Genomic DNA, 14381 nt, shown 5'->3' on the forward strand with positions numbered 1-14381 from the left:
TATCCTATTGGCGTGTGGATTAGATTATGGTAGATTTAATGGTAGCGAAAACCTAGTAAAGGAGCCGATCGCTAAGTGATAAAAAAATGTCCAAAATGTGGATCAGAAAAAATCAAAGATCAATCAAAATGTCCAGAATGTGACTTTGAACCACAACAAGATGAACTAACACAATTACCGCAAACAGATGACAATCAATCGTTAGACGAAACAGCTGAGGAAGTTTATCCAGACAGTATCGTGAATGATCCAATCGAATGGTCAGAACTAAAAGATCTACCGTTGGAATCTGTCATGGAGTTGTTTGACTCAAGTGACACGAGCACTGAGTCAAAGGATGATCAAGTAGATAAAAAAGAAAATACCAATCTTGACAAAGAAAAAACAGAGACAGATCACGCTGCTACCTCTGAGCAAAGAGAAAAAGCGCAGCAGAAAAAACGAGTAGCTGAATTAAAAGAAGCAGTAAACAATGAAGAAGAAAATTCCATTCTAGCTGCTTACATCAAGGCGCATCGTGAAGATACGACTGAAGAACACGCAAAAGAGCTGCTTCGAATGATCGAAACGGCGGCAGCAACGGGTGAGGATTCAGTCGACATTCGTTTGTCGGAAAATACAACGGAGCAAGTTTCTCCTGAAAAATCTCAAGAGGATGCAATAAAAGAGTCACCAGTGGAAAAACCAACAGAAGAAACGATCATTGAAGATACTGTGGTCGAAGATTCTTCAACAAGTACAGAAGAACAAGTAGACGTAATTACAAATATAGAAGAAACTGCCCCAGTTTCTACGGAAGAACCTGTAGAGCCGACTGAACCGATCGAAGAGGAAAGTTCTAAGGTTGAGGGTACGAAAGCTGCTTCAACAGATGCACCGCAACCAAAAGAAGCTCCTGAAACAACTGAACTGGTGGAAACACAGCCGGAACAGACAAAGGTTGAGGAACAAGAAACAAGCAATGCGTCCATCAAAAAAGAAGAATTGCCAAATGATCGAGGATCAAAGAAATCCAAAAAAAGATTATACCTGACGAGTGCGGCAGTGCTTTTACTTGGTGCAGGTGGTTGGATGTATTATGATCATCAGCAAAAAGTCCAAGCAGAAATCGCAGCTGAAACCCAACGTAAACAAGATAAAATGGCTGATTTACAATCAGATTTAGCTGCGTTTTATTTAGATGATGATGAACAGTTCATTCGTACAAGTATGATCAATCAAGACTTGTCAAAATTAAGGGCATCATTGAATGAGGTCAAAGATGAAAAAGGTTATGCAGATCTGGAAAAAACCTTTGAAGATATCCAATCAAAGATCAAACAGATCCAAACGGTCAATGAATGGTTTGTTACACCAGTTATCGCAGATGATCAACTGATCGCAGAACCCAAATTGAAAGCTGACCAAGCAATCCAAAGTTTTGAAACAGAAGATACAGCATTTGGTCAATTGATCGACAAAGCGACAAATGAAGCAACCAAACAGTATCAACAACTTCAAACAGCAAAAGAAAAAACTGCTGTGGTCTATGCAGATGGTCAAGTAAAAGATTCAGCAACGAAAGAGCAGTACGAGACAGCAAAAGTAGAAGTGGCGAAAGTAAAAAATGCAGAATTAGTCAAAGCACTTGCGACTGAATTGGATAAAGTCGATGAAGCTTTGACGAAAAAAGAAGAAGCGAAGAAAGCAGAAGAGGCGAAGAAAGCCGAAGAAGCGAAGAAAGCCGAAGAAGCGAAACAAGCGCAGGCACAGGCTGAAGCACAAGCACAAGCAGAGGCAGCTGCTCAACAAACTGAGTCGACACAGACAACGCCAGCGACAAATTCCGCAAACCGTCCAATCATGGAAACAAGAGCCAGTGATGTCGCAGATGCATCTAATCCTGCTTGGGATTGGGCGCCAGGAGTCAAAGAAAGTGTGATCGCAACAAGTATTGCACGAGGATATATCGTTGAAGGTGGTTATCGATTAGAGAAAGCTCGCATCGAAAACGGTGAAGGTTACTACAACCTTTATGCGACTTCAACTAAATCGTCATTGATGAGTGGCATCGGCGAAAGTGCACTACCATTTTATATCGTCACGATCAATTGTAAAACTGGTTGGTTTGGTGGGAACGGTAGCAACTAGATGATTGTTAGTTTGCTTTAGTATGACATAGAGTTCTATCAACCTAATTTACTATTCCCTCAAAGCGAAACAACAATGGTCCACAAACAATTTTTCTTTCTATCATAACGTCAAGAATAGGCCTTAGAATCCAAAAATATGAGGATATTTTCGGGTTTTATGGCCTATTTCAGTTGAACGCTTGCGTCTCAACCTTTTATAGAGAATCTCTATCCATAAACATGTCGTTATGTTATGATAGCAAAGAAATGTTGGAATACAAAGGCCTTTTAGAAAAGGAGAAAAAGATGAACGAATTATTAGCAAATGTCTTTACCGCAATGGTGATTGACGAAAATGAAAAAAATTATTTTGTCCAGAAAAATGGACAAACTTTCCGTTTAAGTAAAGAGGAAGGGGAGCATACGATCGGCGAAGCAGTCGAAGGGTTTGGTTACCAGAATCAAAAACAAGAAAATCGTTTTACAACGGTGATCCCGAAGAGTCGCATCGGACATTATGCCTTTGGAACAGTCACTTCTTCAAGAAAAGATCTAGGTGTCTTTGTTGATATTGGTTTACCGGATAAAGATTTTGTTGTTTCACTGGATGAGCTACCTACAATGACTGAGTTGTGGCCTAAAAAAGGTGATCAGTTGATGATCGCTTTACGTGTCGACGCGAAAGATCGCATTTGGGGAAGTTTAGCAGAAGAAAGAATCTTCAAATCACTAAGTAAGCAAGGTTCAGAAGAATTGAAAAATAAAAACATCTCAGGAATCGCTTATCGTTTGAAGCTGACGGGAACGTATTTGCTGACGGATGATTTTTATATTGGGTTCATCCATCCTTCAGAACGTTACCGCGAACCACGTTTAGGTGAAAAAGTAGAAGGACGCGTAGTTGGGGCTAGACCTGATGGTGTGTTGAATATCTCTTTGAAACCACGTGCACATGAAACGATTTCTGATGATGCACAAATGATCTTAACGATTTTAGAACGTTCGGCAGATCAACAAATCGCATTCACTGACAAATCAGATCCAGATGAGATCATGCGTGCGTTTGGAATCAGTAAAGGAGCATTTAAGCGTGCGATTGGTAATTTATTGAAACAAGGATTGATCAAACAAGAGGATGGCGTGACGAAATTAGCAAAAAAATCTAATTGAGAATGACTTGCATGTTTTTCTCGTCTAGCTTATAATAATTTTAATCTAGAACGGTTGATTAGATATCTTAATTATAATCATTATAAATTGTTGGGGTTGAGAAAAATGGGCATGAATACAATGTCAGTAATGAAAAAAACAAAACAGCAGCTACATGAATCTGGGTTTAAACTGACCCCACAACGCGAAGCAACCTTGCTCGTCCTCTTAGAGAACGAAAAAGAACACTTGTCAGCAGAAGAAGTTTTCTTTCTAGTCAAAAAGAAAAACTCTGAGATTGGTTTGGCCACCGTTTATCGGACGTTGGAGATTCTAACGGATCTAAAAGTCATCGACAAAGTCAGCTTCAATGATGGTGTGGCTCGGTATGATCTGCGAAAAGAAGGAGCCAAACATTTTCATCATCATCTCCTGTGCTTAGATTGTGGAACGATCGAGGAAGTCGAAGAAGATCTGCTAAGTGAAGTTGAACAAGTGATCGAACAGCGTTACCACTTTTTTGTCAAAGATCATCGTTTGACCTTTCATGGTATCTGCCAAGAATGCTATAATAAGAAAAAAGAAAGAAAGACCGTCTGAATTGATAGACGGCTTTTTCTTTGAAGTGTCTACGAAAAAATAGACTACCGAAACCAAAGGCTATCTGATATGATAAAGAAGCATGAGGTGAGAATGATGGAAGAAGAAATCAATGAATATCTTCGCTATTTAAGTATCGAGCGTGGATTATCGTTCAATACTCGAAAAAGTTATGAACGAGACTTGAATCAATACTTGCACTATCTGAAAGAACACGAGATAACCTCTTGGCAAACAATTGATCGATTTGTCGTCATCCAATACTTAGAAACGTTGCATGCGGAAAATAAGGCTTCTGCAACGATTACACGTATGATCACAAGTTTAAGAAAATTCCATCAATTTTTGCGACAAGAACGGTATACAGAACAAGATCCAATGCAACATATCGAGACACCGAAGAAAGCCCAAAAGTTGCCAAGTACGTTGTCTTTAAAGGAAGTAGAACGACTGATCGAAACACCTGATACATCGAAAAATTTAGGGATCAGAGATCGCGCTATTTTAGAAGTCATGTATGCAACAGGGATGCGTGTGAGTGAGTTAGTCGGACTGAAGTTAGGCGATTTGCACTTGTCTTTAGGGCTGGTCCAAACCTTAGGTAAAGGAGATAAAGAACGAATCATTCCTTTAGGCGATTATGCGATTCAATGGTTAGAACGCTATTTGGATGAGGTTCGTCCTTTACTAGTCAAAAATCCATCTGAAACCCACGTTTTTTTGAATCATCATGGTTCAGGTCTCTCTCGACAAGGAATATGGAAAAATTTAAAACAACTTGTTCGAGAAGCAGGGATCTACAAAGACGTGACCCCTCATACATTGAGGCATAGTTTTGCGACACATTTACTAGAGAATGGGGCGGATTTACGTACCGTTCAAGAACTATTAGGTCATGCAGATATTTCAACGACACAGATCTATACACATATCACGAAAAAAAGAATGACAGATGTCTACAAGCAGCATTTCCCAAGGGCTTAGTTTATAGGATGGTGAGAAAATGTTAACACATTATCGAAAAGAAAACCGAAAAATCGCGATGGGACTATTGAGCTTTCATAAAAAGTTAAATGCAGAATCAAGTTTACTAAAAGAGATCGATACGTATGAATCTGCTGAGGATTATGAACTTTTTTTCTATACACCAGAAGATTCTACAAATATCCAAGGAGTCATTGGTGTTCATTGGAATGATAAAGATCAGATGACGATTCACGATATTTCGTTGAATCCTTCCTACCGGGGGGAGAATATCGGGTTTCAAATGTTGAATGAATTGCAAGCAAAATACCCTGATGTGTTGATCCATCCAACGGATATCACAGAAGCTTATTTAAGTAGATGGATCAAGGAAAATAAGAAAGAGTGAATGATGTGACAGAAATCAATATCAAATTAGATGTCTTTGAAGGTCCATTAGATTTACTCCTTCATCTGATCCAAGATATGTCGATCGATATTTACGATATCCCGATCGCCACTATCACGGAACAATACATGAACTATATCCATACGATGAAGACGCTTGAGTTAGCTGTGGCAGGAGAATATCTCGTCATGGCGGCAACACTGATGGCAATCAAAAGCAAGACTTTATTGCCTATCCAAGAAGTGAGCAATGACGAAGAAGAATTTTGGGAAGAAGATCCTCGTGACGAATTAGTTAATCAGCTGTTAGAATACCGCAAATTCAAATATGCAGCAGAGAAGCTTACTGAAAAGGCAGAAGAACGTAGTTTGTATTTCACAAAAGAACCTTCTGCAATCGATGAGTTATTGGGTCAAGAAAAACCATTGAAGCGTGGACAAGTGAAAAAAATCGATTTATTTCAAGCCATGCAGAAAATTTTAGAACGAAAGAAATTTGCCCAAAAAGAAGAAAAAACGATCGCACCTGATGATGCGACAATCGAAGAACGAATGACATTTATCCAACAGCGCATCGTCTCTCAAAAAAATGGCTGTTTGTTCGAATCTTTTTTTGAAACGCCTTCTAGAAACGAAGTCGTCACAACATTTTTGGCGATCCTCGAATTGATGAAAAATGGACAGATCGTGGCTCAGCAAGAAAAAAATTATGAATCAATCATGCTTTATCCAGCAGTAGGAGATACACAACATGACGAAATTAAGTGAACTTGAAGCAATCTTATTTATAGTAGGAGAAGAAGGGACGACAATCGAAGAATTGAGTGCCTTACTGACCTATACACGAGAAGAAACGACTGCTTTAGTGGCAGAGTTGGCAGCTAGTTATGAAGCAAATGACAACACAGCGTTACATCTTTTTGAAACAGAAAAACAAATCGTGCTGACTACCAAAAAGGAGTTAGCGCCGATCGTCAAAAGATACGCGCAAGGGACATCGAATACCTTGTCACAAGCGGCAGTCGAAACACTAGCAATCATTGCATATAAACAACCGATCACTAGAAGTGAGGTCGAGTTGATTCGTGGTGTTCAAGTTTCTGGCGCGATTCAACGCTTGACTGCACACCAACTGATCGAAGAAAAAGGGCGAGTTGATGGACCAGGTCGCCCGATCCTTTACGGGACCACAAGTCATTTTTTAGATTATTTTGGTCTGAGATCGCTAAATGAGTTACCCGATATTCAAGATATCGAACGTTCACTGGAAGAAGACGCACCCCTTGATTTATTTTTTGATGGCGTGCATGAAGGAGAAAACATATAATGGAAAGATTACAAAAAGTAATTGCTCACGCAGGAATTACCTCTCGCCGTAAAGCCGAAGAATATATTTTGGCTGGTCGAGTAAAAGTAAATGGTCAAGTCGTCAAAGAACTTGGCGTAAAAGTTGGCAAACACGATACAGTGGAAGTCGACCAAGTGCCGATCTATCAAGAAGAATATGGCTACTATTTACTTTATAAGCCAAAAGGCGTCATTTCTGCTGTAGCAGATGACAAGGGCCGGAAAGTAGTGACAGACCTATTACCAATGGTCAAAGAGCGCATCTATCCAGTTGGACGACTAGATTATGATACTTCTGGCATACTTTTATTGACGAATGATGGTGATTTTGCGCAACGATTGACGCATCCAAAGCATGAAGTTGATAAAGTATATGTTGCCAAAGTCAAAGGGATCGCCACTAAGTCAGCGCTGAATCCATTGACAAAAGGAATCAAAATTGAAGGAAAGAAAACGTCACCTGCAAAGTATGCTATTTTATCTGTTGATCCTCATACGAATCATAGTATCGTAGAATTAACGATCCATGAAGGCCGTAACCACCAAGTAAAAAACATGCTACAAGCCGTCGGGTTACCTGTGCAAAAATTAAAACGAGAAAAATATGGCGAATTGACCTTGCAAGGTTTACGTCCTGGTGAGTATCGTGAGCTCAATAAAAAAGAAATCAGTCAGTTATTGAATCAATCAAAATAAATAACTTACTTTTTGTAAGACTAAATACCTTGCTTTTTTGTTATGAAATAAGTATAATAAAATGGTAAACAAAAATTAGATATGGTTCGTCTTCAGGGGCAGGGTGAAATTCCCGACCGGTGGTTATAGTCCACGACCTACTTTTGCGAGTAGCTGAATCGGTGAAATTCCGATACCGACAGTAAAGTCTGGATAAAGAAGATAGAGCTTATTTGGCATACGTATGTACAAATGACTCTAACTCTATTTTCCCCTGCGAAAATAGAGTTTTTTTGTTTGTGTTTACGTGGTTGAATAGTTCGCTGAAGAGGAATCCCAACAGGAGGATTTCAACATGAAGAACACCCGAGTACAAAAAATGGTTGCGGTCGCATTATTTGCTGCAATCGGATTGGTTTTGCAATTTTTCTCATTTCCAATCATGCCAACATTTAGCTTTTTGAAAATCGATTTTAGTGATATCCCAGTTTTGATCAGCATGTTTTTATTTGGTCCGTTAGCGGGGATCGTTACCGCGTTTTTACGTTCGATCTTACATTTGATCATGACCGGTTTTAGTCCGGAGAATCTAGTTGGCGACGTCGCTAGTTTCTTTTCAACAGCGGTCTTTACTTTACCGATTTTCTACATCTTCAAAAGAAACAAATACCAAAAAGGAAAAAATCAAATTTTAGGCGTGATCAGTGGAACACTTGCACTAACCATTTTCATGAGTATTGCGAACTATTTTGTGATCACCCCTCTTTATTTAACATTTTTAGGCCTTAACGCAACCCAAATGTTAGGTATGCCACTGGCAAATTACATTTTGATCGGTATCGTACCTTTTAACTTGATCAAAGGATTTATCGTTAGTGTGGCATTCCTTGTCTTACACGCCAAACTACTGCCTTGGTTGAGCAGAAAACAACACCAGTTAGAAAAACGACATAGCGTGGTAAAATAAAAGTAAACGACTCTTTTTAAAAAACTACGATATATTATAATACAGAAAATACAAGTAAACTTGAAAGTAGTAATTCCTACTTTCAAGTTTTTTTTACTAAAAAGGGCATTTCCAGTTATTTATATAGAGCCTAGATAGTTTTTTTTGGATGATAACAAATGACCAATCATAGGTATTCTTATAGCTAACACATATTTTTTTAAAGTTTTTCTTAATATTTTGTTATGAAAAAAAATTCAATAACCGACATTGTGTAAGCGTTTTATAAATCGTGTCTGAGTATTTTTTGCCTTTTTGTATAAAAATGTATTTTATACGTTTTAACGTGAAATTCTTCTCCTTTTGTTTGTTAGATGGACCTGATATAATAGACGACGGAAACGCTACAATTAGTATGAATAAAGCATTTCAATTAAATAATCAAAGGAGGGACAATAAACGAGGGTTTTGAATAAAATTTATCGAATCTACTAGTTATTATTTTTGTTCTTATCATCTTTTTGATAAAATACCGATGTGTCAAAGATTTTTGAAACAAGAAAGGAAGAAGAAAATGGAACAAACAACGAAGAAGAAATTTCAAATGCCTTCAGCGTACTCGGTCTTATTCATTATTATTGCCATTATCGCTGTACTTACATGGTTCATCCCAGCAGGACACTACAGTGTGGATGAAGCCGGTAATATCATTGCAGGGTCTTACGAAAGAGTCCAACAAAATCCACAAGGACTTTGGGATATCTTTATGGCTCCAGTCAACGGGATGTTGGGTGTACCAGCGGGTGAGTTAACGAAAGAAACACCTGCGGCAATTCCAATTTCATTCTTTATCTTAATTGTTGGTGGTTTCTTAGGAATTATCAATAAAACTGGCGCATTAGATGCTGGGATCGCAACTGTTGTTAAACGCTTCAAAGGGAAAGAAAAAATGTTGATCCCTGTATTGATGCTTTTATTCGCTTTAGGTGGATCAACTTATGGAATGGCGGAAGAAACGATTCCATTTTACGCATTATTGATTCCTGTTATGATGGCCGTTGGTTTTGATACTGTCACAGCAGTAGCCATCGTGTTGGTCGGATCTCAAGTGGGTTGTTTGGCATCAACAGTTAACCCATTTGCGACAGGAGTTGCATCACAAGCCGTTGGTATTTCAATGGGTGAAGGAATTGGGTTACGTTTCTTTATGTTCGTTGTCTTATTAACAATCTCTATTATTTATGTGTATCGCTATGCGTCGAAGATCGAAAAAGATCCAACCAAATCTTTAGTATATAATCAGCGCGAAGAAGACATGAAACACTTTGATATCGAAGCAATCAATCGTCAAGAAATGATCACGAAAAAACAAAAACATGTGAATGTATTGTTCTTCCTTACTTTTGGTATCATGATCATTAGTTTGATTCCGTGGACAACATTGAATGAAAACTTCACTATTTTTGAGTCATTGACAAATTGGTTAACTGGCCTACCTGTAATTGGAACTGTTTTAGGTAAAAACATGTTGCCTCTAGGCGATTGGTATTTCCCTGAAATCACAATGTTATTCTTAGTAATGTCAATCGTTGTGGCAATCACTTTTGGTATGAAAGAATCTGATTTTGTCAAAGAATTCTTAGCAGGTGCTTCAGACTTGATCGGTGTAGCAATCGTTGTCGCTGTTGCCCGTGGGATCCAAGTAGTGATGAACAACGGTCTGATCACAGATACGATCTTACATTGGGGAGAACAAGGATTAAGCTCATTATCATCAAGTGTCTTCTTGATCCTTACATTTATCTTCTATATCCCTATGTCATTCTTGATTCCATCAACTTCTGGCTTAGCAGCTGCTACAATGGGAATCATGGGACCAATGGGAGAATTTGCCGGTGTCGGTAAAGATCTAGTAATCACTGCTTACCAATCAGCATCTGGTTTAGTGAACTTGATCACGCCAACTTCTGCTATCGTAATGGGTGCAATCGCCATTGCCCGCTTTGATATTTCCGTTTGGTGGAAATTCACTGGGAAGTTGATTGCCATCTTATTTGTTGCCATCTGTGTGATCTTAGGTGTAGCAGCAATGTTCTAATTCTAGACAAATGACAGCCAAAGTTCTATGATAAATGAAGAAACACTATCTATTGACTGAATAAAGAGATATGAATCCTTTATTTACCATGTACGATGTATCACTTGTATGTAAGAGATCGTCGGTAGAAATAAGACCTTTGAAAAAACGAGTTACTCTGTTATGAAATGGTGACTGAAGAATCCAGCGCCAAGAAATAAGCGACAAAACCCGAAACTTGGATTTTGGGTTTTGTCGCTTATTTCCGAAGGCGTTGGCTTTTGCACAGAAAATTTCGTAAACAGTGTCCTATTGCACTCGAGCAGATGGACATGTGGATCAAAGTAGTATTTTCTGCCGTCATCTTTTTTTTAAAATAATGAGGAGGCAAAGTTGATGAAACAATTTGTAACAGAACAACATCATGAACAAGCATTAGAATCATTAAGTGAGTTGATCAGAATTCCTTCTGTGTTGGATGAATCTGATTCTGGAGAGGGACATCCTTTTGGGAAAAAAGTTGTAGAAGCTTTAGATAAAGTGTTAGAAATCAGTGAAGGATTAGGTTTCAAAACATTTAAAGATCCCGAAGGCTACTATGGTTATGCAGAAGTAGGCTCAGGAGACGAGTTATTTGGTATCTTATGCCATATGGACGTTGTCCCTGGAGGCGATGAAAAAAACTGGGAATCTAAACCTTTTGAGCCAACGATCAAAGATGGCTGGCTAGTTGGTCGTGGCTCTCAAGACGATAAAGGACCTTCGATTGCTGCGATGTATGCAGTGAAAGCATTGATGGATGCAGGGGTAGAATTTAATACGCGCATTCGTTTCATCTTCGGAACGGACGAAGAAAACCTTTGGCGTTGTTTAGATAAATACAATGAAAAAGAAGAAGGAATCACACAAGGCTTTGCGCCAGATGCAGAATTTCCTTTGATCTATGCAGAAAAAGGCTTGCTACAAGCTTACTTGACAGGTCCTGGCACAAATGAATTTTCTGTAAATGCTGGTGGGGCACTAAATGTAGTGCCGGATTCTGCACCATATTCGGGCGAAAAATTGGCAGAAGTAAAAGCAGCGTTAACGAAACACAACTTCGATTTTGAAGATCAAGGTAACTCGATCACAGTGCTAGGAAAAAGTATCCACGCAAAGGATGCCGCAGAAGGTGTCAATGCGATTTCTCGTTTAGCGATCGCTTTATCTGAAGTTTTTGATTTTGCGCCAATTAAGTTTTTAGGTGAATTAGTCCAAGAAAATGCGACTGGTGAAAAAGTAGTCGGAAAGACTGTTGACGAACAATCTGGTGAGTTGACGATGAACTTCGCTAGTTTAGAAATCACACCTGAGCAAACAAAAATCGGGGTGGACATGCGTATCCCTGTAACCTTCAAAAAAGAGGAACTTGTCGAAAAAATGACAGAAAAAATCAAAGCATACGATTTATCATATGAAGAATTTGATTTCTTGGATTCATTATACGTTCCTTTGGAGAGCGAATTGATCCAAAACTTATTAGGAACGTACCGTGATATCACAGGGGACATGACTGAGCCATTTGTTTCTGGTGGAGCAACCTTTGCCCGTACGATGAACCAATGTGTCGCTTTCGGTGCAATGTTCCCTGATACACCAGACTTCATGCACCAAGCCAATGAACGATGGGAATTAAGCAGCATGTACAAAGCGATGGAAATCTACGCAGAAGCGGTTTATCGCTTGTGTGGAAAGTAAACCATAGTTAGTTAAGAAACGAATAAGATTTATAAAAAATAACCACCACTATTTTGAGAAACTTTGTCAAAGTAGTGGTGGATTTCTTCACCATCTAAACATCCATAATTAAGCAACAAGCGTAATAGCTATTTCACATACTCAGAAATTTGTTGGAATGTAGATACTATGATAATATGTATCTACATATTGAATATATTATAAACAGAAAGGAAAAAATTAATGGATAAAATTCGTAAATACAAAATCAGAAAATCTGGAAATAGTGATGTAACAACAATACCAAATGAAGTAAAAGAGTATATTGGAGTTAAAACTGGAGAGTCCATTAGTTATATATTTGATAAAGATGGGGCAGTTAGGATAGTAAAAGCACAAGAGGAAATTGATATTGATACTATTGTCGACTCTGTGATGAATCAATATGATCAAGCATTGAAAGATTTGGTCGACCTATGATATATTTGACTTCAAAACACATCATAAAGATAAATGCTAAAGTAATTTTAGCATATTCTCAAGGTGAAACAATCGGTATAAAAGATGCAACTGCACTAGATATGGCAATAAATCAACCTGCACAGTCAGTTTTTGGCAGAGATTTGTATCCTACGATATTTGATAAAGCATCTATACTTACAATCAATTTAGCTACAAAGCATCCTTTTCATAATGGTAACAAACGTACAGCATTTGTATCGATGATTACATTTTTGCAAGCGAATGGATATACAACAACTTTTACCCAGCAAGAGGCAGTTAAATTCATTTTAGATATTACTACTAGTAAAAAAGAATTTGATGAATTAAAACGAACTGTCTCGACTTACCTAACTCGGTCAGGAAAAGTTAATCCAAAGTAGTTCCCACATCGATTTTCCAGTTGATTAATCGTTTCCTAGAGTAAATGAGGCGAGTTCATGCACAACAGTGAATACATAAATTGAGTTTAATATAACAATGTAAGAAACCACCACTATTTTGAGAAATTTTGTCAAAGTAGTGGTGGATTTTCATTGTCACTTGTTCCTCCTTACAAAGATATCCAATAATAACATCTTACATAAAATCATTTGCAATTTTACCGTATTTTATTTAGTGTATAAGAGTATCAAATGAAAGTTGACGGAAGGTGATGTTTTTTGAAAATATTCAAAAGAGTCCTGATAGGATTAGTGATCGTACTGGGATTAGGTGCTATCGGAGGTTATTTTTATTGGCAACAAAGTGTGTACGAACCATCGATTCAAGCAGAGCAATCATTTAAACAAGGAATAGATAAAGAGGATTATTTATTATTCGAATCGCAAAAATCGGCGGAACATCCAATGGTGATTTTTTATCCTGGTGCGCTCGTTGAACCAGAAAGTTATAGTATATGGGCAGAACAACTAGCAGAAAATGGCTATACGGTAGCCATTGCTAAAATGCCTTTTGAACTGGCGATCCTGAGTGGCAACAAAGCAGACAAAATCAGAGAGGATTTCAAAGATCAAGATTTTGTGATTGGGGGACATTCTTTAGGTGGCGTGATGGCAAGTCGTTATGCTAATGCAAATCTGGATGACGAACGATTAAAAGGTATTTATTTCATGGCAAGTTATCCGGATGAAAAGGGGACATTGGAAAAAACTGATTTACAGGTCATCAGTATCACCGGAAGTGAAGACAAAGTCATGAACCAAGAAGCAGCTGATGAAGCAAAAGCTTATTTACCTGAACAAACAGAATTTGTTTCCATCGCTGGAGGGAACCACGGCGGATTTGGTAGTTATGGTCATCAAAAAGGTGATGGTGAAGCAACAATCAGTAATGAAGACCAACAAACAGCAATCGTCACGACCATGATGAATTGGCTGAACCAAATCAAGTAAGAGCGTCACTTTTCGGAACGACGAAAAGAAATGATCCGTTTATAATTGAAAATTTCACAAGCTGATCGGCGGATACAGACGTCTCAAAGGAAGCTCCTAGAAAAATAAGGCGTCATCCACAAAAAAATTTAAGAATCATTTTCGTGGATGACGCCTTATCACTTGAGGGGAATACGATTACCTCATCTATTTTTTGTGAGATAGAAAAAACAAGTAGATCATCGGACAGTCCTGCTAAAAGTTAGTTGTAAGAGAGCGGTCAATTTTCTTTTTCCAATAAGATTGCTCGAACCGGACATTTTTGATAAGCTTTGGTTACGTTGGCTTCTTCTAAAGGCTGAACGAATTGTTGATGTGCTTCTGGTTCTTGTGCAAATAAGACGATTCCTTCTTCATCATAATCAAAGATATCAGGCGCCTCGATTTGACATAGACCACATGCAATACAACGTTCAGGAACTAATTTACATAATAATGACATATTCACCATCCTA

The 14381-nt window shown here is 38.2% G+C and carries 15 protein-coding genes and 1 riboswitch; of the genes, 14 read left to right on the forward strand and 1 reads right to left on the reverse strand.

What is annotated here, in order from left to right:
• The first annotated feature begins 75 nt into the window (after positions 1 to 75).
• The 14 genes from IGJ00_RS05455 to IGJ00_RS05520 all read left to right on the forward strand — a co-directional run bounded on the left by IGJ00_RS05455 (position 76) and on the right by IGJ00_RS05520 (position 13887).
• Entirely contained in the window at positions 76 to 2130 is a 2055-nt protein-coding gene (locus IGJ00_RS05455) for a cell division site-positioning protein MapZ family protein (protein ID WP_438844166.1), read from the forward strand.
• 287 nt (positions 2131 to 2417) lie between these two features.
• Positions 2418 to 3281, forward strand: coding sequence for a CvfB family protein (locus IGJ00_RS05460; RefSeq protein ID WP_071866351.1), 864 nt, complete (start codon positions 2418 to 2420; stop codon positions 3279 to 3281).
• A gap of 105 nt (positions 3282 to 3386) precedes the next feature.
• Complete coding sequence (gene fur, locus IGJ00_RS05465) at positions 3387 to 3860, forward strand: ferric iron uptake transcriptional regulator (protein ID WP_023519469.1); 474 nt, start codon at positions 3387 to 3389, stop codon at positions 3858 to 3860.
• A gap of 96 nt (positions 3861 to 3956) precedes the next feature.
• Complete coding sequence (gene xerD, locus IGJ00_RS05470; RefSeq protein ID WP_071866352.1) at positions 3957 to 4844, forward strand: site-specific tyrosine recombinase XerD; 888 nt, start codon at positions 3957 to 3959, stop codon at positions 4842 to 4844.
• A gap of 19 nt (positions 4845 to 4863) precedes the next feature.
• Complete coding sequence (locus tag IGJ00_RS05475; protein ID WP_071866353.1) at positions 4864 to 5232, forward strand: GNAT family N-acetyltransferase; 369 nt, start codon at positions 4864 to 4866, stop codon at positions 5230 to 5232.
• Complete coding sequence (locus IGJ00_RS05480; RefSeq protein WP_269149416.1) at positions 5229 to 5999, forward strand: segregation/condensation protein A; 771 nt, start codon at positions 5229 to 5231, stop codon at positions 5997 to 5999. The genes IGJ00_RS05475 and IGJ00_RS05480 overlap by 4 nt, the downstream gene beginning before the upstream one ends.
• On the forward strand, positions 5983 to 6558 hold the full coding sequence (gene scpB / locus IGJ00_RS05485) for an SMC-Scp complex subunit ScpB (RefSeq protein ID WP_074801184.1): 576 nt from the start codon (positions 5983 to 5985) through the stop codon (positions 6556 to 6558). Before IGJ00_RS05480 ends, scpB begins: the two co-directional genes overlap by 17 nt.
• Complete coding sequence (locus tag IGJ00_RS05490) at positions 6558 to 7274, forward strand: pseudouridine synthase (RefSeq protein ID WP_010735779.1); 717 nt, start codon at positions 6558 to 6560, stop codon at positions 7272 to 7274. The genes scpB and IGJ00_RS05490 overlap by 1 nt, the downstream gene beginning before the upstream one ends.
• Before the next feature lie 84 nt (positions 7275 to 7358).
• A riboswitch (FMN riboswitch) is annotated at positions 7359 to 7481 on the forward strand.
• Between the two features lie 127 nt (positions 7482 to 7608).
• The gene (locus IGJ00_RS05495; RefSeq protein WP_019723230.1) at positions 7609 to 8220 is read left to right on the forward strand and encodes an ECF transporter S component; all 612 of its coding nucleotides are present in this window, start codon (positions 7609 to 7611) and stop codon (positions 8218 to 8220) included.
• A 553-nt stretch (positions 8221 to 8773) separates the two neighbouring features.
• Positions 8774 to 10297, forward strand: coding sequence for a YfcC family protein (locus tag IGJ00_RS05500; protein ID WP_065096592.1), 1524 nt, complete (start codon positions 8774 to 8776; stop codon positions 10295 to 10297).
• Between the two features lie 375 nt (positions 10298 to 10672).
• Positions 10673 to 12013: a M20 family metallopeptidase gene (locus tag IGJ00_RS05505; protein WP_430608364.1), complete on the forward strand. Its 1341-nt coding sequence runs from the start codon at positions 10673 to 10675 to the stop codon at positions 12011 to 12013.
• 222 nt (positions 12014 to 12235) lie between these two features.
• Positions 12236 to 12472 carry an addiction module antitoxin gene (locus IGJ00_RS05510; RefSeq protein ID WP_071866356.1) on the forward strand — a complete coding sequence of 79 codons (237 nt, stop codon included), beginning with the start codon at positions 12236 to 12238 and terminating at the stop codon, positions 12470 to 12472.
• On the forward strand, positions 12469 to 12876 hold the full coding sequence (locus tag IGJ00_RS05515; protein ID WP_071866357.1) for a type II toxin-antitoxin system death-on-curing family toxin: 408 nt from the start codon (positions 12469 to 12471) through the stop codon (positions 12874 to 12876). The genes IGJ00_RS05510 and IGJ00_RS05515 overlap by 4 nt, the downstream gene beginning before the upstream one ends.
• Before the next feature lie 279 nt (positions 12877 to 13155).
• On the forward strand, positions 13156 to 13887 hold the full coding sequence (locus tag IGJ00_RS05520) for an alpha/beta hydrolase (protein WP_430608365.1): 732 nt from the start codon (positions 13156 to 13158) through the stop codon (positions 13885 to 13887).
• A 259-nt stretch (positions 13888 to 14146) separates the two neighbouring features.
• Here IGJ00_RS05520 and IGJ00_RS05525 read toward each other — a convergent pair whose 3' ends face one another.
• A complete protein-coding gene (locus tag IGJ00_RS05525) occupies positions 14147 to 14368 on the reverse strand; it encodes a ferredoxin (RefSeq protein ID WP_010735774.1) in 222 nt (73 codons plus the stop codon).
• Positions 14369 to 14381 lie beyond the last annotated feature (13 nt).

Source organism: Enterococcus sp. AZ062 (genome assembly GCF_051715065.1).
Lineage (GTDB): Bacteria > Bacillota > Bacilli > Lactobacillales > Enterococcaceae > Enterococcus_B > Enterococcus_B mundtii.

Bases quoted from the DNA above. Each gene is read 5' to 3' on its own strand.
- IGJ00_RS05460 (WP_071866351.1), top strand. From the start codon at position 2,418: ATGAACGAATTATTAGCAAATGTCTTTACCGCAATGGTGATTGACGAA.
- fur (WP_023519469.1), top strand. From the start codon at position 3,387: ATGGGCATGAATACAATGTCAGTAATGAAAAAAACAAAACAGCAGCTA.
- xerD (WP_071866352.1), top strand. From the start codon at position 3,957: ATGGAAGAAGAAATCAATGAATATCTTCGCTATTTAAGTATCGAGCGT.
- IGJ00_RS05475 (WP_071866353.1), top strand. From the start codon at position 4,864: ATGTTAACACATTATCGAAAAGAAAACCGAAAAATCGCGATGGGACTA.
- scpB (WP_074801184.1), top strand. From the start codon at position 5,983: ATGACGAAATTAAGTGAACTTGAAGCAATCTTATTTATAGTAGGAGAA.
- IGJ00_RS05490 (WP_010735779.1), top strand. From the start codon at position 6,558: ATGGAAAGATTACAAAAAGTAATTGCTCACGCAGGAATTACCTCTCGC.
- IGJ00_RS05495 (WP_019723230.1), top strand. From the start codon at position 7,609: ATGAAGAACACCCGAGTACAAAAAATGGTTGCGGTCGCATTATTTGCT.
- IGJ00_RS05500 (WP_065096592.1), top strand. From the start codon at position 8,774: ATGGAACAAACAACGAAGAAGAAATTTCAAATGCCTTCAGCGTACTCG.
- IGJ00_RS05505 (WP_430608364.1), top strand. From the start codon at position 10,673: ATGAAACAATTTGTAACAGAACAACATCATGAACAAGCATTAGAATCA.
- IGJ00_RS05510 (WP_071866356.1), top strand. From the start codon at position 12,236: ATGGATAAAATTCGTAAATACAAAATCAGAAAATCTGGAAATAGTGAT.
- IGJ00_RS05515 (WP_071866357.1), top strand. From the start codon at position 12,469: ATGATATATTTGACTTCAAAACACATCATAAAGATAAATGCTAAAGTA.
- IGJ00_RS05525 (WP_010735774.1), bottom strand. From the start codon at position 14,368: ATGTCATTATTATGTAAATTAGTTCCTGAACGTTGTATTGCATGTGGT.